Source organism: Pseudomonas sp. WS 5051 (assembly GCF_012985715.1).
Taxonomy (GTDB): domain Bacteria; phylum Pseudomonadota; class Gammaproteobacteria; order Pseudomonadales; family Pseudomonadaceae; genus Aquipseudomonas; species Aquipseudomonas bubulae.
The window spans coordinates 387,907-409,298 of record NZ_JAAQWV010000001.1; the positions used below are offsets into that span (position 1 = coordinate 387,907).

General features: G+C 58.5%; 16 protein-coding genes. 8 read left to right on the forward strand and 8 right to left on the reverse strand.

Going from position 1 to position 21,392, the window contains the following annotated elements; translation table 11 throughout:
- The first annotated feature begins 42 nt into the window (after positions 1-42).
- Both gshA and HBN79_RS01635 read left to right on the forward strand, forming a co-directional pair.
- Complete coding sequence (gshA, locus tag HBN79_RS01630) at positions 43-1,626, forward strand: glutamate--cysteine ligase (protein WP_095000803.1); 1,584 nt, start codon at positions 43-45, stop codon at positions 1,624-1,626.
- Positions 1,627-1,985: 359 nt separating this feature from the next.
- The gene (locus tag HBN79_RS01635) at positions 1,986-2,249 is read left to right on the forward strand and encodes a DUF3077 domain-containing protein (protein ID WP_169916162.1); all 264 of its coding nucleotides are present in this window, start codon (positions 1,986-1,988) and stop codon (positions 2,247-2,249) included.
- 218 nt (positions 2,250-2,467) lie between these two features.
- Here HBN79_RS01635 and argA read toward each other — a convergent pair whose 3' ends face one another.
- A complete protein-coding gene (gene argA, locus HBN79_RS01640) occupies positions 2,468-3,766 on the reverse strand; it encodes an amino-acid N-acetyltransferase (protein ID WP_095017751.1) in 1,299 nt (432 codons plus the stop codon).
- A gap of 133 nt (positions 3,767-3,899) precedes the next feature.
- Positions 3,900-5,042, reverse strand: a complete 1,143-nt coding sequence (gene argE, locus HBN79_RS01645; RefSeq protein WP_095000800.1) for an acetylornithine deacetylase — start codon at positions 5,040-5,042, stop codon at positions 3,900-3,902.
- Positions 5,043-5,200: 158 nt separating this feature from the next.
- On the opposite strand from argE, the gene HBN79_RS01650 reads away from it, so the two are divergent.
- Positions 5,201-6,589, forward strand: a complete 1,389-nt coding sequence (locus HBN79_RS01650; RefSeq protein ID WP_095000799.1) for a CYTH domain-containing protein — start codon at positions 5,201-5,203, stop codon at positions 6,587-6,589.
- 46 nt (positions 6,590-6,635) lie between these two features.
- On the opposite strand, the gene HBN79_RS01655 is transcribed toward HBN79_RS01650, so the two are convergent.
- The 4 genes from HBN79_RS01655 to HBN79_RS01670 form a co-directional block, all read right to left on the reverse strand.
- Positions 6,636-7,205: a lipocalin family protein gene (locus HBN79_RS01655; RefSeq protein ID WP_095000798.1), complete on the reverse strand. Its 570-nt coding sequence runs from the start codon at positions 7,203-7,205 to the stop codon at positions 6,636-6,638.
- 21 nt (positions 7,206-7,226) lie between these two features.
- Positions 7,227-7,481 (reverse strand): outer membrane protein assembly factor BamE, encoded by a 255-nt coding sequence (bamE, locus tag HBN79_RS01660; protein WP_016783130.1) that lies wholly within the window; start codon positions 7,479-7,481, stop codon positions 7,227-7,229.
- 204 nt (positions 7,482-7,685) lie between these two features.
- A complete protein-coding gene (locus tag HBN79_RS01665) occupies positions 7,686-8,696 on the reverse strand; it encodes a class 1 fructose-bisphosphatase (RefSeq protein WP_016783129.1) in 1,011 nt (336 codons plus the stop codon).
- A 223-nt stretch (positions 8,697-8,919) separates the two neighbouring features.
- Complete coding sequence (locus HBN79_RS01670) at positions 8,920-11,367, reverse strand: glycogen/starch/alpha-glucan phosphorylase (protein WP_095000797.1); 2,448 nt, start codon at positions 11,365-11,367, stop codon at positions 8,920-8,922.
- A 265-nt stretch (positions 11,368-11,632) separates the two neighbouring features.
- On the opposite strand from HBN79_RS01670, the gene HBN79_RS01675 reads away from it, so the two are divergent.
- Entirely contained in the window at positions 11,633-12,070 is a 438-nt protein-coding gene (locus HBN79_RS01675; RefSeq protein ID WP_095001087.1) for a YkgJ family cysteine cluster protein, read from the forward strand.
- 228 nt (positions 12,071-12,298) lie between these two features.
- On the opposite strand, the gene typA is transcribed toward HBN79_RS01675, so the two are convergent.
- Complete coding sequence (gene typA / locus HBN79_RS01680; protein WP_016783126.1) at positions 12,299-14,119, reverse strand: translational GTPase TypA; 1,821 nt, start codon at positions 14,117-14,119, stop codon at positions 12,299-12,301.
- A 140-nt stretch (positions 14,120-14,259) separates the two neighbouring features.
- Positions 14,260-15,714: a tRNA uracil 4-sulfurtransferase ThiI gene (gene thiI, locus HBN79_RS01685; RefSeq protein ID WP_169916163.1), complete on the reverse strand. Its 1,455-nt coding sequence runs from the start codon at positions 15,712-15,714 to the stop codon at positions 14,260-14,262.
- A 332-nt stretch (positions 15,715-16,046) separates the two neighbouring features.
- Here thiI and glnA point away from each other — a divergent pair, with 332 nt between their 5' ends.
- From glnA to ntrC, 4 genes are all read left to right on the forward strand, one after another.
- The gene (glnA, locus tag HBN79_RS01690; protein WP_095000795.1) at positions 16,047-17,453 is read left to right on the forward strand and encodes a glutamate--ammonia ligase; all 1,407 of its coding nucleotides are present in this window, start codon (positions 16,047-16,049) and stop codon (positions 17,451-17,453) included.
- Positions 17,454-17,627: 174 nt separating this feature from the next.
- Positions 17,628-18,044, forward strand: coding sequence for a cupin domain-containing protein (locus tag HBN79_RS01695; RefSeq protein ID WP_095023767.1), 417 nt, complete (start codon positions 17,628-17,630; stop codon positions 18,042-18,044).
- A 409-nt stretch (positions 18,045-18,453) separates the two neighbouring features.
- Complete coding sequence (gene glnL, locus HBN79_RS01700) at positions 18,454-19,539, forward strand: nitrogen regulation protein NR(II) (RefSeq protein WP_095000793.1); 1,086 nt, start codon at positions 18,454-18,456, stop codon at positions 19,537-19,539.
- Positions 19,536-20,969, forward strand: a complete 1,434-nt coding sequence (ntrC, locus tag HBN79_RS01705) for a nitrogen regulation protein NR(I) (protein WP_088378458.1) — start codon at positions 19,536-19,538, stop codon at positions 20,967-20,969. Before glnL ends, ntrC begins: the two co-directional genes overlap by 4 nt.
- Positions 20,970-21,392: the final 423 nt, after the last annotated feature.

The window sequence follows — 21,392 nt, forward strand, 5'->3', positions numbered from 1 at the left end:
CCACCCCCATATTGGGGCGACTGACGCGTGAAGGAATCCAACTTGAGCCAACTTCTCAACCGCCGCCTGGCTCTGCTCAGCGAGCGCGCCAACCTCTCTCTTCTGGAGCAGTGCCTGCACGGCATCGAGCGCGAATGCCTGCGCGTCACGGCCGATGCTCGCCTGGCGCAAACCCCGCACCCGGAAGAACTGGGCTCGGCCCTGACCAACGATCAAATCACCACCGACTATTCCGAGTCGCTGCTGGAGTTCATCACCCCGGCCCTGCCTGATCCGGCGCAGACGCTGGCCAGCCTCGACAAGATCCACCGCTTTGCCTACAGCAAGCTCGGTAACGAGTTCCTGTGGAGCCCTTCGATGCCGTGCCCGTTGCCGGCCGAAGAAGACATCCCGATTGCCTACTACGGCACGTCCAATATCGGACAGCTCAAGTACGTTTACCGCAAGGGCCTGGCCCTGCGCTACGGCAAGACCATGCAGTGCATTGCCGGCATCCACTACAACTTCTCCCTGCCAGAGGCCCTGTGGCCAGTGCTGATGCAGGCAGAGGGTTTTGTCGGCACCGAGCGCGATTATCAGTCCGACGCCTATATCGCCCTGATTCGTAACTTCCGTCGCTACAGCTGGCTGCTGATGTACCTCTTCGGTGCTTCGCCTGCGCTGGATGCGGGCTTTTTGCGCGGTCGTTCGCACCAGTTGGAGCAACTGGATGCCGACACGCTCTACCTGCCCTATGCCACCAGCCTGCGCATGAGCGACCTGGGCTATCAGAGCAACGCCCAGGCAGGCCTGACGCCGTGCTACAACAACCTCGACAGCTACACCGACAGCCTGCGCAAGGCAGTGGCCACACCTTATCCGCCGTATGTAGAAATCGGTACGCACAAGGATGGCGAGTGGGTGCAGTTGAACACCAACATCCTGCAGATCGAAAACGAGTACTACTCCAACATTCGCCCCAAGCGCGTGACCTACACCGGCGAGCGGCCGATCCAGGCCCTGGTGTCCCGTGGCGTGCAGTACGTTGAAGTGCGCCTGCTGGATATCAACCCGTTTCTGCCGGTGGGCATCGATTTGCCTGAAGCGCGTTTTCTGGACGCCTTCCTGCTGTATTGCGCGCTGCAAGACAGCCCGCAGTTCGACAGCGCAGGCTGTGGCAGCTGCTCTTCCAACTTCCTCAGCGTAGTCAAGGAAGGTCGCCGTCCGGGCCTGCAATTGCAGCGTGATGGCGCAGCCGTTGACATGAAGGAATGGGCTACCGAGCTGCTGGAAAAAATCGCGCCGCTGGCCGCCTTGCTCGACCAGAGCCAGGGTGGCGATAACCACAGCAAGGCAGTCGACGAACAGCTGGCGAAGATCAAGGACGTGTCGCTGACGCCGTCTGCCAAAGTGCTGGCCAGCATGGCCGAGCACAAGGAGAGCTTCGCTCAGTTCTCGATGCGCCAGAGCCTGGCCCATGCCGAGTTCTTCCGCAGTGAACCGTTGAGTGCTGAAGATCAGGCTGCGTTTGAAGAGAAAGCGCGCAAGTCACTGCTCGAGCAGGCCGAGACCGAACAAACGGAAGAAGGCGACTTCGACCTGTTTGTGGCTTCGTACCAGGCGAGTATTTTGGCGATCAGTAACTAGGCAGATCAAAAGCCCCTCACCCTAGCCCTCTCCCGGAGGGAGAGGGGACAGACCGGTGGTGTTCGTGCGAGCGCGGGCGGTCAGTTCCTACGCCCACTGAGGCAAGGGACGGCTTACGGGTTTTACAGCAAAGCGTACTGTGCACCGTCACTGAAAAAACAGTGACCGGGCCTGGAAACCCGGGTAACAATATTCGCCTTAATGCCATCAATCCCTGTTTTTATGTGCTATGGCGGCTGTACGCGGGAGGTCTTCGGACCTGCCGGGTTCCTATTGTCCCGGTTTCCAGCCTGCGTACAGCTGCCACCTTCGCCTGGAAACGAAAGTGACAGCTCTTAATTACTTTAGGAGCGCGCTAAATGGCTGATCATCCCCCAATCAAAACTCTCGGCACTGTCACCTTCGGCCCCTGCGGCCAAGACAACCACGAGCTGTTCCGCGTCAACCCCGACATACCGCTGCGCCAGGCGCTGGAGCAGGTGTCGGCGTTGCTTTATTGCGCAAAAAAACTGGCGCTGGATGCCGCGCTGGACAAGAACTGCGAGCGCCATGCCTGGGCTTCACATTACTTGTGCGACATGGGCAAGGTGGTAATAGATGATGTGTGTTTGCGGGAGTTTTGACGGGGCTTGTTGAGCACCGCAGTTGCAGTTATCCGTAGCAGCTGACGAGTGGAACGAGGCTGCGTTCGGTTGCGCAGCGACCGTAAAACCAGAGTTCCAAGTTTAACTGGCACACCACGGTGTTTGACTTTACGACGGCTTCGCCGCCGAACGCAGCCTCGTTCCACTCGTCAGCTGCTACGAATCTTCTCCAGCCCAGAGCCTGAACAGCTGGCGCCTTACAGCGCTTTCTCAAAGATCTTCGAGTTACGCTGGTAGTTGTACAGCGACGCCCGCGCCGCCGGCAGGCGCTCTACACCGCTAGGCTCAAACCCGCGCTCACGGAACCAGTGAGCAGTGCGCGTGGTTAACACGAACAAGGTTTTCAGCCCCTGGGCACGGGCGCGGTTTTCAATACGTTCGAGCAACTCATCGCCACGACGGCCATGACGGTACTCCGGGTTCACCGCCAGACACGCCAGCTCCCCCGCATCCGAATCGGCAATCTGGTACAGCGCCGCACAGGCGATGATCATGCCTTCGCGCTCCACCACACTGAACTGTTCGATCTCACGCTCCAGCACTTCACGCGAACGACGCACCAGAATGCCCTGCTCTTCCAGCGGGCTGATCAATTCAAGCAGGCCGCCGACGTCTTCAATCGCCGCCTCCCGCGTAACTTCAAATTGTTCTTGCGCCACCAGCGTACCGCCACCGTTACGGGTGAACAGCTCGGTCAACAGCGCACCGTCTTCGGCATAACTGACGATATGGCTACGAGCCACGCCGCCACTGCAGGCCTCGGCGGCGGCTTCCAGCAATTCGGCCTGGTAGTCACTGCCCAGACGTTTCATATGCGCCGGCACCTGTTGGGGACGCAACTCACGCACCAACCGCCCTTCGGCATCGAGCAAACCCGATTCAGCACCAAACAGCAGCAGTTTGTCCGCCGCCAGGTCGATGGCGGCACGGGTGGCGACGTCTTCACAGGCCAAATTGAAAATCTCACCGGTGGGCGAGTAACCCAAGGGCGACAGCAGCACAATCGAACGCTCATCGAGCAGGCGGTTGATGCCCTTGCGGTCCACCCGGCGCACTTCGCCGGTATGGTGAAAATCCACACCGTCGAGCACGCCGATCGGCCGCGCAGTGACCAGGTTGCCGCTGGCTACGCGCAGACGCGAACCCTGCATCGGCGAAGACGCCATGTCCATCGACAAGCGCGCTTCAATCGCAATGCGCAGTTGCCCGACAGCATCGATCACGCATTCGAGCGTTGATGCATCGGTGACACGCATGCCCTTGTGGTAATACGGCACCAGGCCTCGCGCCTCAAGGCGGCTGTCGATCTGCGGGCGCGAACCGTGGACCAGCACCAGACGCACACCCAGGCTGTGCAACAGCACCAGGTCGTGGACGATATTGCCAAAGTTGGGGTGTGCCACACCGTCGCCAGGGAGCATGACAACAAAGGTGCAATCGCGGTGGGCATTGATGTAGGGAGACGCGTGACGCAGCCAGTTAACGTAATCGTGCATAACCAGAGCCTGTAGAAAATAAATCGCCTAAAAAGGGCTAGAACAGCAAACGCACAACGGGCTGATGGCTATCGTCGAAACATTGTTGGCAACACGCGGCTCTCCTTGTGGATAAATCGTATGGGTATCTTCACTATTTCAGACAATAGTGTTCGATCAATTGAGTCAGTAGACGTACTGTCGGCTGCAAACGTGACATTTCCAGGTATTCCCCTGGTTGATGCGCACAGGCGATGTCACCCGGGCCCAATACCAGCGTTTCGCAACCAAGCTGCTGAAGATAAGGCGCTTCGGTGCCAAACGCTACTGCTTGCGCACGATGCCCGGTGAGGCGCTCAGCCACGCGCACCAACTCGGCATCGGCATCCTGCTCGAAGGGCGGCACTCCGGCGGCAATGGGCGCGAAATCGATCTTCACCTGGTGACGCTCGGCCAGGGGTTGCAGCTTGCTGCGGATAATGGCCCGCAGCGCATTCGGGTCCATGCCCGGCAGCGGGCGCAGGTCGAATTCCAGGGAACACTGCCCGCAAATCCGGTTGGGGTTGTCGCCGCCATGGATACAGCCAAAGTTAAGGGTCGGTTGCGGCACGCTGAACTGCGGATTGCGGTACTCATTGAGCCACTGCTGACGCAACCCCTTAAGTTCGCTGATCGCGTCGTGCATGGCCTCCAGCGCGCTGTGGCCCAGGCTTGGGTCGGATGAGTGACCGCTCTGCCCGAGGATCTCGATGCGCTCCATCATCACGCCCTTGTGCATGCGGATCGGCTTGAGCCCGGTCGGTTCACCAATCACCGCAGCACGGCCCAGCGGGCGACCAGCTTCGACCAGCGCCCTGGCCCCGGCCATCGAAGTTTCTTCGTCACAGGTGGCCAGAATCAGCAGTGGCTGCTTGAAGGGCTGATCGAGCAAAGGCCGCACTGCTTCGATCACCAGCGCAAAAAAGCCCTTCATATCGCAACTGCCAAGGCCAACCCAGCGGTTATCCACCTCTGTCAGCTTGAGCGGATCGGTCTGCCACAGCGCTTCATCGTAGGGCACGGTGTCGCTGTGCCCGGCCAGCACCAGCCCGCCGGGGCCACTGCCAAAACTGGCGAGCAAATTGAATTTGCCGGGGCTGACCTGCTGGATATCGCAGTTGAAACCCAAATCGCCAAGCCAGCTGGCCAGCAAATCGATCACCCCGCGGTTGGACTGATCCAGTGTCGGCTGGGTGCAACTGACCGACGGTACGGCGATCAAGGCAGCGAACTGCTCTTTCATGGAAGGTAAGGGCATGCGCTGACTTCCTGTAGGCGGGGCGAGGCCCATCATAGAGCTATCTGCGCCGCAGAATAAACCCTCGCGGCCCGCCGGGGCGGCGAGTCCTGTACACTGCACGGCCTTGGCAGCCACACTTTTTCCCGGCTGCGCAACCGTTCCTGGATTTTCCGGCCATGCAAAAAGAAACCGAAATCAAACTGCGCGTCAGCCGCGAAACCCTCGCCGCCTTGCGCGAGCACCCTTTGCTGAAAAAGCGCAACAAAAGTGGCTGGGAAAGCCGTGAGTTGTTGAACCAGTACTTCGATACACCTGAGCGCGACCTGGCCAAGGCCAAGGTTGCCCTGCGCCTGCGCCGTGATGGCGAAGACGTGATCCAGACCCTCAAGACCCGCGGCGAAAGCGTTGCTGGCCTGTCCGTACGCAACGAGTACGACTGGAACCTGCCCAAAGCCAAGCTCGACATCAAGAAGCTCGACGGCGAATGCTGGCCACAAGAGCTGGCCGAGCTGGACAAAAAAACTCTCAAGCCCATTTTCACCACGGATTTCGTACGCGAACGTGCTGAAATTTCCTGGGGCCGTGGCAAAGCCAAAGTGGTCATCGAAGCCGCTCTGGACCTGGGCCATGTGATTGCCGGCAAGCAGAAGGAAGAAATCTGCGAGCTGGAGCTCGAACTGCGCGAAGGCGAGCCGTCTGCCCTGCTGGAACTGGCCGCCGAACTGGCCGAGAAGCTAGCCCTGATGCCGTGTGATATCAGCAAGGCCGAGCGCGGCTATCGCCTGTTCGACGCCAACAGCTACGCCGTCACCCTGCCAGCCCCGGTGCTGACGCCAGAAACACCCCTGGACGATGCCTTCGCCGCCCTGGCCTGGCACTTGCTGGGCAATAGCCAGCGCCTGGCCGAGCAGTATCGCTTCAATGGCCACTGGCGTTTGCTGCAAGACTGGGTTCAGCAATTGATCGACCTGCGTGCACTGGTCAGCAGCCTGGGTCAAGCCGCACCACGTCAGTCCACCAGCGCCTTGCGCGCTGCGCTGGACGCCCTGCTGGAAGACTGGCGCCCGCTGGTGCAGATCGGTCAGGACGACGAAGATGTGCGCAAAGCCGCACCGGAGCAGTTCCTCGAGGAACTGGAAGACCCGCGCTGGGGCCAGTTCTCCCTGAACACTTCGCGCTGGTTGATGGAGCGCAGCTGGACTGTGGACCGTGGCACCACCCGGGGCAACCGCCAGGGCGCTGCGCAGCTGCAAAGCTGGTTGCCACGGTTGTTGTCGGACGAAGCGATTGCCTTGCGTCTGAACCGCTACCAGCAGCAACCCGAAGACCTGGCCGAGCAACTGCCGCGCATCGAGCGTATTCAGGCCTGGCTGCGTCTGGCGCGTAACGTGCTGGAAATCCCGGAACTGGACCGTCTGTACGGCGAGATGAACAAGCTGCAGGAACTGGCCAACCTGCCGATTTCTGAAGACGCCGAGAGCAACGACGAACTGCTCAACGCCCGCAAGCAGCAAGCCATCGCCGTGTACCAGAACCGCGCCTGGAAGACCCTGCTGCGCGCTTAAGCGCCCGGCCTGTGTCCCTCAGCGCCTGCTGAGGGACATTCCTGCCTTACTTCGTGCCCTTGGGCATGTCCGCATCCGGCGTGCGCCAGATCAAGCGTGTGGTGTCATAGCCTTGCTGCTGAGCCTTGCTGAGCAACTCGTCACGGGTTTGCTGATCAACCTGCGGTTTACGCGACAGCAACCACAAGTATTTACGGTCGGGATTGCCTACCAGCGCCGTGCTGTAGTTGTCGCCCAGGTACAACACCCAGTAATCGCCCTTGGTCACACCCGGCAAAAGGGTCGATACCCAATTATCGAACTCGACCCACAGCTTGTCGGTCTTGCCCTCCACTTGCGGCGTTGCCGTGCCCCTGGCCTCCTCCCACTTGCCCTCTGCGGTGCGGCAACGGTTCAACACCGCCACGTCGCCATCCGGCTTCAAGCTGTAATGGGCTTCGGACTGCGCGCAATTGCGCTGAAAGAACATCGGTAATCGCGCCAATTCATACCAGGTGCCCTGATAGCGCTTGAGGTCGACACTGGAGACGGTGTTGGGCGCCAGCGAATCGCTGCTGGAACTTGCACACCCGCCCAATAACAGCGCAGCCCCGAGACTGACTAAAAGACGTTTCATCGTAAACGCTCCTGATCGGTCTTACTTCAAACCCTGGCCAGAGAAAATCAGCACTTTGTCGCCTGCGTACTGCACGCTGATAAAGCTCTTCTGATCGCCCCAGGTGCAGCTCGACATGCCCAGCGCGCCGGAGCAATCGGTCGGGGTGCCCAGCAACTGCTCGACTTCGGCCTTGGTCATGCCGGTCGACAGTTTCGAGTAGTTTTGCTGATTGATTTTGCTGCACGCGGCCAGCAAGACACAGAACGACAACAACGCCAGAGAACGCAACTTCATGGAAAGCTCCTGAGAAAGAAAGTCGGCAGTGCCGCTTGATCCAAGCTTAGAAGAGAAAAGCGCAGGCTGGTTCCCGCAGGACGCAGGGATTTATTTCAGGAGGGATAACAACAGTGGGAACGGGCTTGCTTGCGATACAGGCAACCCGGTATGCCTGACATACCGGGTCGATGCTATCGCGAGCAAGCCCGCTCCCACAGGGGCTTACGCTTTGTGGTAAGCGGTGATGCGTGCGACTTCTTCTTTCGAACCCAGGTACACGGCTACGCGCTGGTGCAGGCCTTCTGGCTGGATGTCGAGAATGCGCTGATGGCCATCAGTCGATGCGCCGCCAGCCTGTTCCACCAGGAACGACATCGGGTTGGCTTCGTACATCAAACGCAATTTGCCCGGCTTAGACGGCTCACGGCTGTCGCGCGGGTACATGAACAGACCACCGCGGGTCAGGATACGGTGCACGTCGGCAACCATGGCGGCAATCCAGCGCATGTTGAAATTCTTTTTCAACGGACCTTCTTCACCTGCCAGCAGTTCGTCAACGTAGCGCTGTACCGGGGCTTCCCAGTGACGCTGGTTGGACATGTTGATGGCAAATTCCTGGGTAGCGTCAGGAATGGTGATGTCTTCGTGGGTCAGTACGAAGCTGCCCATTTCGCGGTCCAGGGTAAAGCCTTTGACGCCGTCGCCCAGGGTCAGAACCAGCATGGTCTGCGGGCCGTAGATGGCGTAACCGGCAGCGACTTGCTGAGTGCCTGGCTGCAGGAAGGCCTTTTCATTCAAAGGTTCGTTCTGGGTCAGGTATTCGTTCGGGCAACGCAGTACCGAGAAGATAGTGCCAACTGGTGCGTTGATGTCGATGTTCGACGAGCCGTCCAGCGGGTCGAATACCAGCAGGTACGCGCCTTTCGGGTATTTGCCCGGGATCTGGTAGGCATTGTCCATTTCTTCGGACGCCATGCCGGCCAGGTGACCGCCCCATTCGTTGGCTTCAAGCAGGATCTCGTTGGAGATCACATCGAGCTTCTTCTGCACTTCACCTTGCACGTTTTCGGTGCCCATGCTGCCCAGAACACCACCCAGGGCGCCTTTGGATACGGCGTGGCTGATCTCTTTGCAAGCACGCGCCACCACTTCGATGAGGAAACGCAAATCAGCAGGCGTGTTGTTGCTGCGGGTCTGCTCGATCAAATAGCGACTCAGGGTAACGCGGGACATGTAAGGCTCCGAACAAGGGGGAGGGGGCGAAAAACCCGCGCAGTTTAGCGCGTGTTGCCGTGCAAATCTTCTAATCAGACTCAGAACTGGCCGAACGGGTTCCAAAACAGCCACCAGAGACCCTGTGGGAGCGGGCTTGCTCGCGATGCAGGCCACGCGGTTTTCAGCTCAACCGCGTCGCCTGCATCGCGAGCAAGCCCGCTCCCACAGCGCGTGAAACTTCCTACAACGCTTTCCAGATCTCGGTCGCGTATTCGCGAATGGTCCGGTCCGATGAGAACCAGCCCATGCGTGCCGTGTTCAACACGGATTTGCGCCACCACTCTTCCCTGTCGTGCCACAGGTGCTCCACGCGCATCTGGGCATCCCAGTAGGCATCGAAGTCGGCACACACCAGGAACCGGTCATATTCGATCAGCGAATCCACCAGGCCGGTGTAGCGCGCAGGGTCGTCGTGGGAGAACACCCCGCCACGAATCGCCTGCAACACGTCATTGAGCCTGTGTGAGGCCGCGACATCCGGTGCTGCATGGAACTCGCCATTGCGTTTTCGCGCTTCGACCTGCTGCGAGCTCAGACCAAAGATAAACATATTGTCGGCACCCACCCGCTCGCACATTTCGACGTTGGCGCCATCCATTGTGCCAATGGTCAGCGCGCCGTTAAGGCCGAACTTCATGTTGCTGGTGCCCGACGCTTCGTAGCCTGCCGTGGAGATCTGTTCGGACAAGTCAGCCGCCGGAATGATGCTTTCGGCCAGGCTGACGTTGTAGTTGGGGATAAACACCACCTTGAGCAGACCGCGTACGGTGGGATCGTTGTTGACGGTACGGGCGATGTCATTGGCCAGTTTGATGATGAGTTTGGCCTGTTCATAACTGGCCGCCGACTTGCCGGCAAAAATCTTCACCCGTGGCACCCATTGGTTGCCCGGCTCGGCCCGAATGGCCTGATACAGCGCTACGGTGTGCATCAGGTTGAGCAGTTGGCGCTTGTACTCGTGAATCCGTTTGACCTGCACATCGAACAGGGCTTCAGGGTTGACCACGACCCCCAGGCGCTCATAAATCAGCGCCGCCAGGGTGCATTTGCTTTGCAGGCGCTGTTCGGCGAAGCGTTTGCGAAAATCGGAGCGCTCGGCAAAAGGCTCCAGCCTGATCAGTTTGTGTTCGGTTTCATCAAGCACATCCGGGCCCAGCACATCCACCAGCATGGCGGTCAATGGCGGGTTGGCCTGGAACAGCCAGCGGCGGAAGGTCACGCCGTTGGTTTTGTTGTTGATGCGCTCCGGGTAGAGCTTGTGCAACTCGGCGAACACGGTGCTGCGCATCAATTGCGTATGCAGCCCGGAAACGCCATTGACGCTGTGGGAACCGAGAAATGCCAGGTTGCCCATGCGTACCCGGCGGCCGTGGTCTTCCTCGATCAGCGAAACGGCACGCAACACGTCAAAATCATGAATGCCCTTGGCCCGCAGCGCATCGATATGGTGTGCGTTAATCAGGTAGATGATCTGCATATGGCGCGGCAACAGCCGCTCCATCAAGCCCACAGGCCAGGTTTCCAGCGCTTCCGGAAGCAACGTGTGGTTGGTATAGGACAAGGTGTCGACGGTGACCTGCCACGCCGCATGCCATTCAATGCCGTGCTCATCAACCAGGATACGCATCAGCTCGGCCACGGCGATCGAGGGGTGGGTGTCGTTGAGCTGGATCGACACATGCTCGGCCAGGTTCAGCAGCGTCTCATGGACGTGCAGATGGCGGCGCAGCAGGTCTTGCAACGAGGCCGAGACAAAGAAGAATTCCTGGCGCAGACGCAGCTCCTGGCCAGCCTCGTTGCTGTCAGCCGGGTACAGCACGCGGGAGATGCTCTCGGCCCGTACCACTTCGGCCACCGCCCCCAAATGATCGCCTGCGTTGAAGCGGCCCAGGTTCAGATCGTGCAGGGCCCTCGCCCGCCACAGACGCAGGGTGTTGACGCTGGCCCCGCGCCAGCCCACAACAGGCGTGTCATAGGCAATAGCCCGCACCGTCTCGCCCGGCCACCAGATCTGCCGCAGCTGGCCTTGTTCATCCTGTTTGGTTTCAACCGAACCGCCAAAACCCACCGAGTACAGCACTTCAGCACGCTCGAACTCCCACGGGTTGCCGAAATCCAGCCAGTTCTCGGTTTGTTCCTGCTGCCAGCCATCGACAATGCTCTGGCGAAACAGCCCGTGCTCATAGCGGATGCCATAGCCGTGGGCGGCAATGCCCAGGGTCGACATGCTTTCCATAAAGCACGCCGCCAGCCGACCCAGGCCACCATTACCAAGGGCCGCGTCCGGCTCCAGGACACGGATGCGCTCCAGATCCACGCCAAGCTCGCCCAGTGCCTCACGCGCCACCTCCAGCAACCCCAGGTTGCTCAGGCTGTCGTACAGCAGGCGACCGATCAGAAACTCCAGCGACAGGTAGTACACCCGTTTCTGGTCCTTGCGATAAATCTGCCGGGTGCTGTCCATCCAGTGCTCGACCATATGGTCGCGGGCGGCCAGGGCTATGGCCTCAAACCAGTCATGGTCAAACGCGTGTTCCGGGTCCTTACCCACCGCGTAAGTCAGCTTGGCTACTACAGCGGCACGGAAAGCCGCCACCTGTGCGTCACGAACAAGCGGTTCCTGGGGCATCGATACAACCTCAATCGAGATGGGGCGATTTGAAGAGCGAGTGGTGTCAGCCTAGACGCTTCAACAGAAACAAAGTGCTTTGATTCGGGCTTTTTTCGGCGATTATTTAAAAAAAGCTGACAAAGTGAATGCCGCCCCAAAACGAGGCACATTCGCAGTTGAACGCTTTAAAACATGGCTCTGATCGAAAAACCGGCAAATGGTTGTTCACTCCTTCAGCAACCCCGGTATGATCGCGCGCCCTGATGCACGCTGGAATACAAGTCTGATGAAGTCCAACCTGATCGCCGCCGCGGAAATCGACCGTCTCGATACCTGGGCCAAATACTCCGCGCCCATGTGCGGCTCCTGCATTTCCAGCTGCTGCACCTTGCCGGTCGAGGTCAAAATCAAAGACCTGATCCGCATCGGCATCGTTGACGAGTTCGAGATGGGCGACCCGCCGAAGAACATCGCCAAGCGCCTGCAAAAGGAAGGGATCGTTGAGCGCTTCAACCAGAAGTCCGGGATTTTCACCCTGCAGCGCATGAGCAATAACGACTGCCTGTACCTGGACCGCAAATCGCGCATGTGCACGATTTATGAGATTCGCCCGGATACCTGCCGCAACCATCCGCGGATTGGCCCGCGCCCAGGTTACTGCGCGTATGTGCCCAAGGCCGTTGAGCGCAAGAACAGCAGCGTCAAGCTGATGGATTTTTAACCTGCAGCGCAGAATCGACTGACAGATCGTTTCGCGGGCAAGCCCGCTCCCACAATTACCACAGCCCCCTGTGGGAGCCGGGCTTGCCCGCGATGGCCTGTACGCAAATGACCTGACAGACCGCGCTCGCCGCAGCACGGGCAGCGATGAACGAGTCAAATCCCGACCATAAAAAAACGCCCCCGACCGCAAGGTCGGGGGCGTTTTTGTAACCGCTAACTAAGTAACTTAGTTTTTGGCCTTTTTAGCAGCGCGGGTACGCTCGCCTTCGTCCAGGATCTTCTTACGAAGACGGATGGACTTAGGAGTCACTTCGCACAGCTCGTCGTCCTGGATGAATTCCAGAGCCTGTTCCAGAGTGAAGCGAACAGGTGGAACCAGAGCGATGGTTTCGTCTTTACCCGAAGCACGCATGTTGTCGAGCTTCTTGCCCTTGGTAGGGTTAACGCCCATGTCGGTGTCACGGCTGTTCAGACCAACGATCTGACCGTTGTAGATCTCTTGACCGTGCTCAACGAACAGCTTGCCACGCGCCTGCAGGGTTTCCAGGGAGTAGGTCAGCGCCTTGCCAGTTTCAACCGATACCAGAACGCCGTTCTGACGGCCGGACATGTGGCCCGACTTCATCACGTCGTAACGGTCGAAGATCGAGGTCAGGATGCCAGCACCGTTGGTCAGGGTCAGGAACTGGTTACGGAAACCGATCAGACCACGAGCAGGGATGTTGTATTCCAGACGCACACGGCCTTTGCCATCCGGCACCATGTTGGTCAGGTCGCCCTTACGCAGACCCATCTCTTCCATCACCTTGCCCTGAGATTCTTCAGGCAGGTCGATGGTGACGTTTTCGAACGGTTCGTGCTTGACGCCGTCAACCAGGCGGATGATCACTTCTGGACGACCAACGCCCATTTCGAAGCCTTCACGACGCATGGTTTCGATCAGTACGGACAAGTGCAGCTCGCCACGGCCCGATACTTTGAATTTGTCAGCCGAGTCGCCTTCTTCAACGCGCAGAGCAACGTTGTACAGCAGCTCTTTGTCCAGACGTTCCTTGATGTTACGGGAAGTCACGAACTTGCCTTCTTTACCGCAGAAAGGCGAGTCGTTTACCTGGAAGGTCATGGAAACGGTTGGCTCGTCAACGGTCAACGGCTTCATCGCTTCAACGTTCATCGGATCACACAGGGTGTCGGAGATGAACAGCGAATCCATACCGCTGATGCAAACGATGTCGCCTGCCGAAGCTTCTTCAACGTCTACACGGTGCAGACCGTGGTGACCCATCAGCTTCAGGATACGACCGTTGCGGCGCTTGCCGTCAGCGTCGATGGCAACAACCGGGGTGTTCGGCTTGACGCGACCACGAGCGATACGGCCAACACCGATAATGCCCAGGAAGCTGTTGTAGTCCAGTGCCGAGATTTGCATCTGGAACGGACCGTCACGGTCTACGGCTGGTGCTGGTACGTTGTCGACAATCGACTGGTACAGCGGGGTCATGTCTTCAGCCATGTCGGTGTGGTCAAGACCAGCAATACCGTTCAGGGCAGAGGCGTAAACCACTTTGAAGTCCAGCTGTTCTTCGGTAGCACCCAGGTTGTCGAACAGATCGAAGATCTGGTCCAGAACCCAGTCCGGACGTGCGCCCGGACGGTCAACCTTGTTGATGACCACGATTGGACGCAGGCCGGCTTCGAAAGCCTTCTTGGTCACGAAACGGGTTTGCGGCATAGGGCCGTCTTGAGCGTCAACCAGCAGCAGAACGGAGTCAACCATCGACATTACGCGTTCAACTTCGCCGCCGAAGTCGGCGTGGCCCGGGGTATCCACGATGTTGATGTGGTAGCCGTTCCAGTTGATGGCGGTGTTTTTCGCCAGAATGGTAATACCGCGCTCTTTCTCCTGGTCGTTGGAGTCCATTACGCGTTCGTCGTTAAGCTCGTTGCGCTCCAGGGTGCCGGATTGACGCAAGAGTTTGTCTACCAGGGTGGTTTTACCGTGGTCAACGTGAGCAATGATGGCGATGTTACGTAGATTTTCGATCACTTGTGTATCTCGATCAGAGGATTCGGTGTGCTGACTGAGTCCAGGCAGCGATTAACAGTAGAGTCCGTGCAAGCCGTTACAGCTTGACGGCGGCGTCGGGGGGCCGGTGACGCAGGCCACAGGCATACAGCCCCGGGCTCTTAGCTCGGTCGATAAACGCGCACATTGGCATGTCCCTCACTGAGCAAATGGTGAGCATGCAGGCGACTCATCACGCCTTTGTCGCAATACAACAGGTACTGACGGGTGTCATCCAGTTCCTTGAAGCGGCTGTTCAAAGCATAGAACGGCAACGCTTGTACTTCGATGCCAGCCAGTTCCAGCGGTTGATCTTCCTGAGCATCCGGGTGACGGATGTCGATTACGATCTGGCCCGCCAGCACTTCGCTGACTTCTTCGACTTGCAAGTCCTGGCCCAATTCATCGATTACCCGATCAATCGGCACCAGTTTGGCCCGCGCGAGCGCACGCTCAAGCACGGCCATATCAAACTGTTGTTCTTCATACTCCACGCGGTTGCGCTTGGCGTGGGTCTTGGGGTTGACCGAAATCACCCCGCAATATTCAGGCATATGCTTGGCGAAGTCGGCCGTACCGATTTCTTCTGCCAGATCGATGATGTCCTGCTTGTGGCTGGCGATCAGCGGGCGCAACACCAGCTTGTCTGTAGCCGAATCAATCAGCGACAAGTTGGGCAGCGTCTGGCTCGACACCTGGGAAATCGCTTCACCGGTCACCAGCACTTCGATATCGAGGCGTTCGGCAATACGCGTTGCAGCGCGCAACATCATACGCTTCAAAATGACGCCCATATGACTGTTATCGACTTTGCCGAGAATTTCGCCCAAAACTTCTTCGAACGGAACGCTCACAAACAGCACGCGCTGGGAGCTGCCGTACTTCTTCCATATATAGTGCGCGACTTCCATCACGCCCAGTTCATGGGCACGTCCGCCCAGGTTGAAGAAGCAGAAATGGCTCATGAGGCCGCGACGCATGATCTGGTAGGCCGCCACGGTAGAATCGAAACCACCGGACATCAGTACCAGGGTCTGCTCGAGCGAACCCAACGGGTAGCCACCAATACTGTCGTGCTGGTTGTGAATCACAAACAACCGTTGGTCGCGAATTTCAATTCGAACTTCGATTTCTGGCTTTTTCAGCTCGATTCCGGCCGCACCGCACTCACGACGCAGCTTGCTGCCGACGTATTTCTCGACTTCCATCGAGGTAAACGGGTGCTTGCCGGCGCGCTTGCAACGCACCGAAAAGATCTTGCCCGCCAGCGCATCGCCGAAGTGCAATTTGCACTTTTCAACGATGTCGTCGAAGTCGCCCAACGGGTACTCGTCAACCTGCAGAAAATGCGCGATGCCCGGCATGCAGCTCAGGCGTTCGGTCATTTCTTTCAAGGCTTTAGGGTCACTTACGCGCGTTTGCAGCTCGATGTTGTCCCACACGCCCGTCACCACCACAGCCGGGTCCAGATCGCGGAGCACAGTACGGATGTTTTTGGCCAATTGACGGACGAAACGCATCCGAACCGGACGGCTCTTGATAGTGATTTCGGGGAAGACTTTAACGATTAGTTTCATGAAAACAGCGCGCGAGCAGCCTGCCAAAAAAGGGGGGCGCGGATTATAGCGGAAATTGCTCAAGGTTTAACCAGTTATCGTACAAACGGTTTTCATCGCACCAAAATAGAACATAAACGCCAGATTTCGCTTCATTTGGGTGCGATAAACGCGGCTAATCGGTAGTCTGCCCCGCTTACCTGCTTGAGATTGGCGCATTACGCCCAAGTCGGGGCACTGGCATGCAATTTGCTCCCTTGTGAGGCAGGTTGCCTTGGCAGAGTATTCGCGCCGGCATCAACCACTTATTAAGGGCATTCCACTACCAGCCCTAAGCCACCCCGGAGGACACTATGTCGAAGTCGGTTCAACTCATCAAAGATCATGACGTCAAGTGGATTGATCTGCGCTTCACTGATACCAAAGGCACTCAGCACCACGTGACCATGCCGGCCCGTGATGCGCTGGATGAAAACTTCTTCACCGACGGCAAAATGTTCGACGGCTCCTCCATTGCTGGCTGGAAAGGCATCGAAGCGTCCGACATGATCCTGCTGCCAGACGACAGCACGGCTGTTCTGGACCCGTTCACCGAACAGCCTACGCTGATCCTGGTGTGCGACATCATCGAACCGTCGACCATGCAAGGCTATGACCGCGACCCACGCGCCATCGCTACCCGTGCCGAGGAATACCTGAAGTCCACCGGTATCGGCGACACCGTTTTCGTTGGCCCGGAGCCAGAGTTCTTCATCTTTGACCAGGTGAAGTTCAAGTCCGACATTTCCGGCTCCATGTTCAAGATCTACTCCGAACAGGGTTCGTGGATGTCCGACCAGGACGTGGAAGGCGGCAACAAAGGCCACCGTCCTGGCGTCAAAGGCGGTTATTTCCCGGTTCCGCCGTTCGACCATGACCACGAAATCCGTACCTCCATGTGCAACGCCATGGAAGAGATGGGCCTGGTTATCGAAGTTCACCACCACGAAGTGGCAACTGCTGGCCAGAACGAAATCGGCGTGCAGTTCAACACCCTGGTGAAAAAGGCTGACGAAGTTCAGACCCTGAAATACTGCGTACACAACGTGGCAGATGCCTACGGCCGTACCGCTACCTTCATGCCAAAGCCTCTGTACGGCGATAACGGCTCGGGTATGCACGTTCACATGTCCATCTCCAAAGATGGCAAGAACACCTTCGCAGGCGAAGGCTATGCCGGCCTGTCCGACACTGCCCTGTTCTTCATCGGCGGTATCATCAAGCACGGTAAGGCCCTGAACGGCTTCACCAACCCGGCTACCAACTCCTACAAGCGTCTGGTACCAGGCTTCGAAGCACCGGTAATGCTGGCCTACTCGGCTCGCAACCGTTCGGCTTCGATCCGTATTCCTTACGTGTCCAGCCCTAAAGCTCGCCGTATCGAAGCACGCTTCCCGGATCCGGCAGCCAACCCGTACCTGTGCTTCGCGGCACTGATGATGGCTGGTCTGGACGGTATCCAGAACAAGATCCACCCTGGCGACGCAGCGGACAAAAACCTGTATGACCTGCCGCCTGAAGAAGCCAAAGAGATCCCGCAAGTGTGCGGCAGCCTGAAAGAGGCCCTGGAGGAACTGGACAAAGGTCGCGCGTTCCTGACCAAAGGCGGCGTTTTCAGCGACGACTTCATCGACGCGTACATCGCCCTGAAAAGCGAAGAAGAAATCCAGGTTCGTACCTTCGTACACCCACTGGAATACGAGCTGTACTACAGCTGCTAATCCGGTGACGCCTGCGCAAGCGGCGTGATTTGAAAAAGCCTCCTTCGGGAGGCTTTTTTGTGGGCGCCGTCTTACACAAGCATCGGATCAGAGCTTCTGGATTCGTGCCTGCACCTGACAGCCACCCTGCTGAGTGACCGGTAGTTTGTCGCCACTCAACCAATGGAGACTGACATGCACCCCTTACTCGCCCTCAAAACCCTGCTGCTGGCATGCGCCTGCCTGCTCATGCTGGGCTGCAACAGTTCACCTACTGCGGTAACGGTCGAACAACTGCTCAAGACAGGCCAATCCTGGACAGGCACCCCTTACACCTGGCCGGACGGCAAGCCGGAATTCACCGTGGTCAAAATCACACTCCCGGCCAACACCGCACTGAAATGGCACACGCACCCCATGCCCAATATCGCCTACGTGGTCGCTGGTGAACTGCTGGTCGAAACCGAAGACGGCATGCACAAAACCACGCTCAAACCTGGCCAGGTACTGCCCGAGATGGTCAATACTTCCCATCGAGGCACCAGCGGCAAGGCCCCGGTAGAACTGATCGTGTTCTATGCAGGCACGCCCGGCATGCCACTGTCCCATTAACCACGCAAGGCCCGTAGCAGGTACCGGAAGCTGCGTTCGAAACGCAAAACGGTGGTCACCTCAGAGTGGGCGCTGCCTGTGTCGCATCGCGCACTCGGGGCTTATGACCGGTGTGCGCTCGAACGCGGCACACAACCTCTGGCTGCACCCATAGCAAATATCCAGCGCACATTTTCAGGCAACTGAATCCATTCATCTAAATTGCACTATATTGGTGCGACTATAGTTTGATAGTGCACTTACCAGCCCAATTTGGTTCATAAACACTCGCATGCCGGGCTGCGGCGATATGCGCCCAGCTTGTAAACGCCTATTTCAGGGGAGCGACGCTTCTTTTCGGAGCCTTGGTTTGGTTTTTGCATTTTCCTTGCACCAGCGCTTCACCGCGCACGCAATCCGGGATCGGCCCATGACCATCAGTGACGCCCTGCACCGACTGTTACTCGACAACCTGACCACTGCCACGCTTTTACTCAATGCTGATTTGCGCCTTGAGTACATGAACCCGGCGGCAGAGATGCTGTTGGCGATCAGCGGTCAACGCAGTCACGGCCAGTTCATCAGCGAGCTCTTTACGGAGTCCACCGAGGCTCTGCACTCGCTGCGCCAGGCAGTTGAGCAAGCGCACCCGTTTACCAAACGCGAAGCCATGCTGACCTCGCTGACGGGCCAGAACCTGACGGTGGACTATGCCGTAACGCCCATCTTGAGCAATGGCGGCACCATGCTGTTGCTTGAGGTACACCCCCGCGACCGTCTGCTGCGCATCACCAAAGAAGAAGCCCAGCTGTCCAAGCAAGAAACCAGCAAGATGCTGGTGCGCGGCCTGGCCCACGAGATAAAGAACCCTCTGGGAGGCATTCGCGGTGCGGCCCAGCTGTTGGCCCGGCAATTGCCCGACGAAAACCTGCGCGACTACACCAACGTCATCATCGAAGAAGCAGATCGCCTGCGTAATCTGGTCGACCGGATGCTGGGTTCCAACAAACTGCCGTCGCTGGCCATGACCAACGTCCACGAAGTACTGGAGCGCGTGTGCAACCTGGTCGAGGCCGAGACCCAGGGCAGCATCACTTTGGTGCGTGACTATGACCCCAGCCTGCCTGACCTGCTGATCGACCGTGAACAGATGATCCAGGCAGTACTCAATATCGTGCGCAACGCCATGCAGGCCATCGGCAGCCAGAATGAGCTGCGCCTGGGCCGCATCAGCCTGCGCACCCGCGCCATGCGCCAGTTCACCATTGGCCACATACGCCACCGGCTGGTGACAAAAATCGAAATTATCGACAACGGCCCGGGCATACCGTTCGAGCTGCAAGACACCCTGTTTTTCCCGATGGTCAGCGGCCGCCCGGACGGTACCGGGCTTGGCCTGGCCATCACGCAAAACATCATCAGTCAGCACCAGGGGTTGATCGAGTGTGAAAGCCACCCCGGCCACACACTCTTCTCGATCTTTCTACCACTGGAACAAGGAGCCGCATCGACATGAGCCGAAGTGAAACCGTGTGGATCGTCGACGACGACCGTTCAATCCGCTGGGTACTGGAAAAAGCCTTGCAACAGGAAGGCATGACCACACAAAGTTTCGACAGTGCCGATGGGGTCATGAGCCGACTGGCTCGCCAACAGCCTGACGTGATCATTTCCGATATCCGCATGCCCGGCTCCAGCGGTCTGGACCTGCTCGCCAAAATCCGCGAACAGCACCCGCGCCTGCCGGTCATCATCATGACCGCTCATTCCGATCTGGACAGCGCGGTAGCGTCCTATCAGGGCGGCGCATTCGAATACCTGCCCAAGCCGTTTGATGTCGATGACGCCGTGTCTCTGGTCAAGCGCGCCAACCAGCACGCCCAGGAACAGCAAGGCCTGGCCGTGGCGCCGACGCTGGCCCCGACGCCGGAAATCATCGGCGAAGCCCCGGCGATGCAAGAGGTGTTTCGTGCCATTGGCCGCCTGAGCCACTCCAACATCACGGTGCTGATCAACGGTGAATCAGGTACCGGCAAAGAGCTGGTGGCCCACGCCCTGCACCGCCACAGCCCGCGGGCCGCGTCGCCATTTATCGCATTGAACATGGCTGCGATCCCCAAGGACCTCATGGAATCCGAGCTATTCGGCCATGAAAAAGGCGCTTTCACTGGCGCTGCAAACCTGCGCCGGGGCCGTTTTGAGCAGGCCGATGGCGGCACCCTGTTCCTCGATGAGATCGGCGACATGCCGGCGGACACCCAAACCCGGTTGCTGCGGGTACTGGCCGATGGCGAGTTCTACCGGGTTGGCGGGCACACGCCGGTCAAGGTCGATGTTCGCATCATCGCAGCCACACACCAGAACCTTGAAACCCTGGTGCAGGCCGGCAAGTTTCGTGAAGACCTGTTCCACCGTCTGAACGTAATCCGCATCCATATTCCGCGCCTGTCAGACCGCCGCGAAGACATCCCGACCCTGGCCCGGCACTTTCTCAGCAGCGCCGCGCAAGAACTGTCCGTAGAGCCAAAACTGCTCAAGGCCGAGACCGAGCAGTACCTGAAAAACCTGCCCTGGCCAGGCAACGTGCGCCAGCTGGAGAACACCTGCCGCTGGATCACGGTGATGGCTTCGGGTCGCGAAGTGCATATCGGCGACCTGCCTCCCGAGTTGCTCAACCTGCAACAGGACGCCTCCCCTGTCACCAACTGGGAGCAGGCACTGCGCCAGTGGGCTGACCAGGCGCTGGGGCGTGGCCAGTCCAACCTGCTCGACAGTGCAGTGCCGACCTTTGAGCGGATCATGATCGAGACGGCGCTCAAGCACACCGCAGGCCGCCGTCGCGACGCTGCCGTGCTGTTGGGCTGGGGCCGCAATACCTTGACCCGCAAGATCAAGGAACTGGGCATGAAGATCGATGGCGACGAGGATGAGGGCGACGAGGCTTGAAGCCGTTCAAAAGCGCCCTCACCCAACCCTCTCCCGGAGGGAGAGGGAGCTGATGGGTGGTGTTTCATAAATCTGCTTTTGCCTTTAGTCCCCTTTCCCTGCGGAAGAGGGTTAGGGGCTCTTGATCTGACCGCACCACCCTCAAGCAACCCGCCCCAATATCGTGCACAGCTCTAGCTCAAGGGTTTTCGCCAAACCCGGGAACAAAATCAGCCCCCAAACAAAAGCCCCGGATTCCGGGGCTTTTGCGTACTCAAGGGGCAATTTTTACAAAAAATCAAAAACTGGCACGCGCCCTGCAATACCTATTACACGCAACACCGCTTTAGGGGACCTTGATACAGGCAGGTCAAGACTCCCCACTTTTACACCGCAGCCTTGATGCCTTTTGCATCAACGCGCACAGCGCTTTTGGGGAACCCG

Coding starts and splice junctions, on each gene's coding strand:
- HBN79_RS01635 (WP_169916162.1), top strand. CDS start 1,986: ATGGCTGATCATCCCCCAATCAAAACTCTCGGCACTGTCACCTTCGGC.
- argA (WP_095017751.1), bottom strand. CDS start 3,766: ATGCACGATTACGTTAACTGGCTGCGTCACGCGTCTCCCTACATCAAT.
- argE (WP_095000800.1), bottom strand. CDS start 5,042: ATGCCCTTACCTTCCATGAAAGAGCAGTTCGCTGCCTTGATCGCCGTA.
- HBN79_RS01650 (WP_095000799.1), top strand. CDS start 5,201: ATGCAAAAAGAAACCGAAATCAAACTGCGCGTCAGCCGCGAAACCCTC.
- HBN79_RS01655 (WP_095000798.1), bottom strand. CDS start 7,205: ATGAAACGTCTTTTAGTCAGTCTCGGGGCTGCGCTGTTATTGGGCGGG.
- bamE (WP_016783130.1), bottom strand. CDS start 7,481: ATGAAGTTGCGTTCTCTGGCGTTGTTGTCGTTCTGTGTCTTGCTGGCC.
- HBN79_RS01665 (WP_016783129.1), bottom strand. CDS start 8,696: ATGTCCCGCGTTACCCTGAGTCGCTATTTGATCGAGCAGACCCGCAGC.
- HBN79_RS01670 (WP_095000797.1), bottom strand. CDS start 11,367: ATGCCCCAGGAACCGCTTGTTCGTGACGCACAGGTGGCGGCTTTCCGT.
- thiI (WP_169916163.1), bottom strand. CDS start 15,714: ATGAAACTAATCGTTAAAGTCTTCCCCGAAATCACTATCAAGAGCCGT.
- glnA (WP_095000795.1), top strand. CDS start 16,047: ATGTCGAAGTCGGTTCAACTCATCAAAGATCATGACGTCAAGTGGATT.
- HBN79_RS01695 (WP_095023767.1), top strand. CDS start 17,628: ATGCACCCCTTACTCGCCCTCAAAACCCTGCTGCTGGCATGCGCCTGC.
- glnL (WP_095000793.1), top strand. CDS start 18,454: ATGACCATCAGTGACGCCCTGCACCGACTGTTACTCGACAACCTGACC.
- ntrC (WP_088378458.1), top strand. CDS start 19,536: ATGAGCCGAAGTGAAACCGTGTGGATCGTCGACGACGACCGTTCAATC.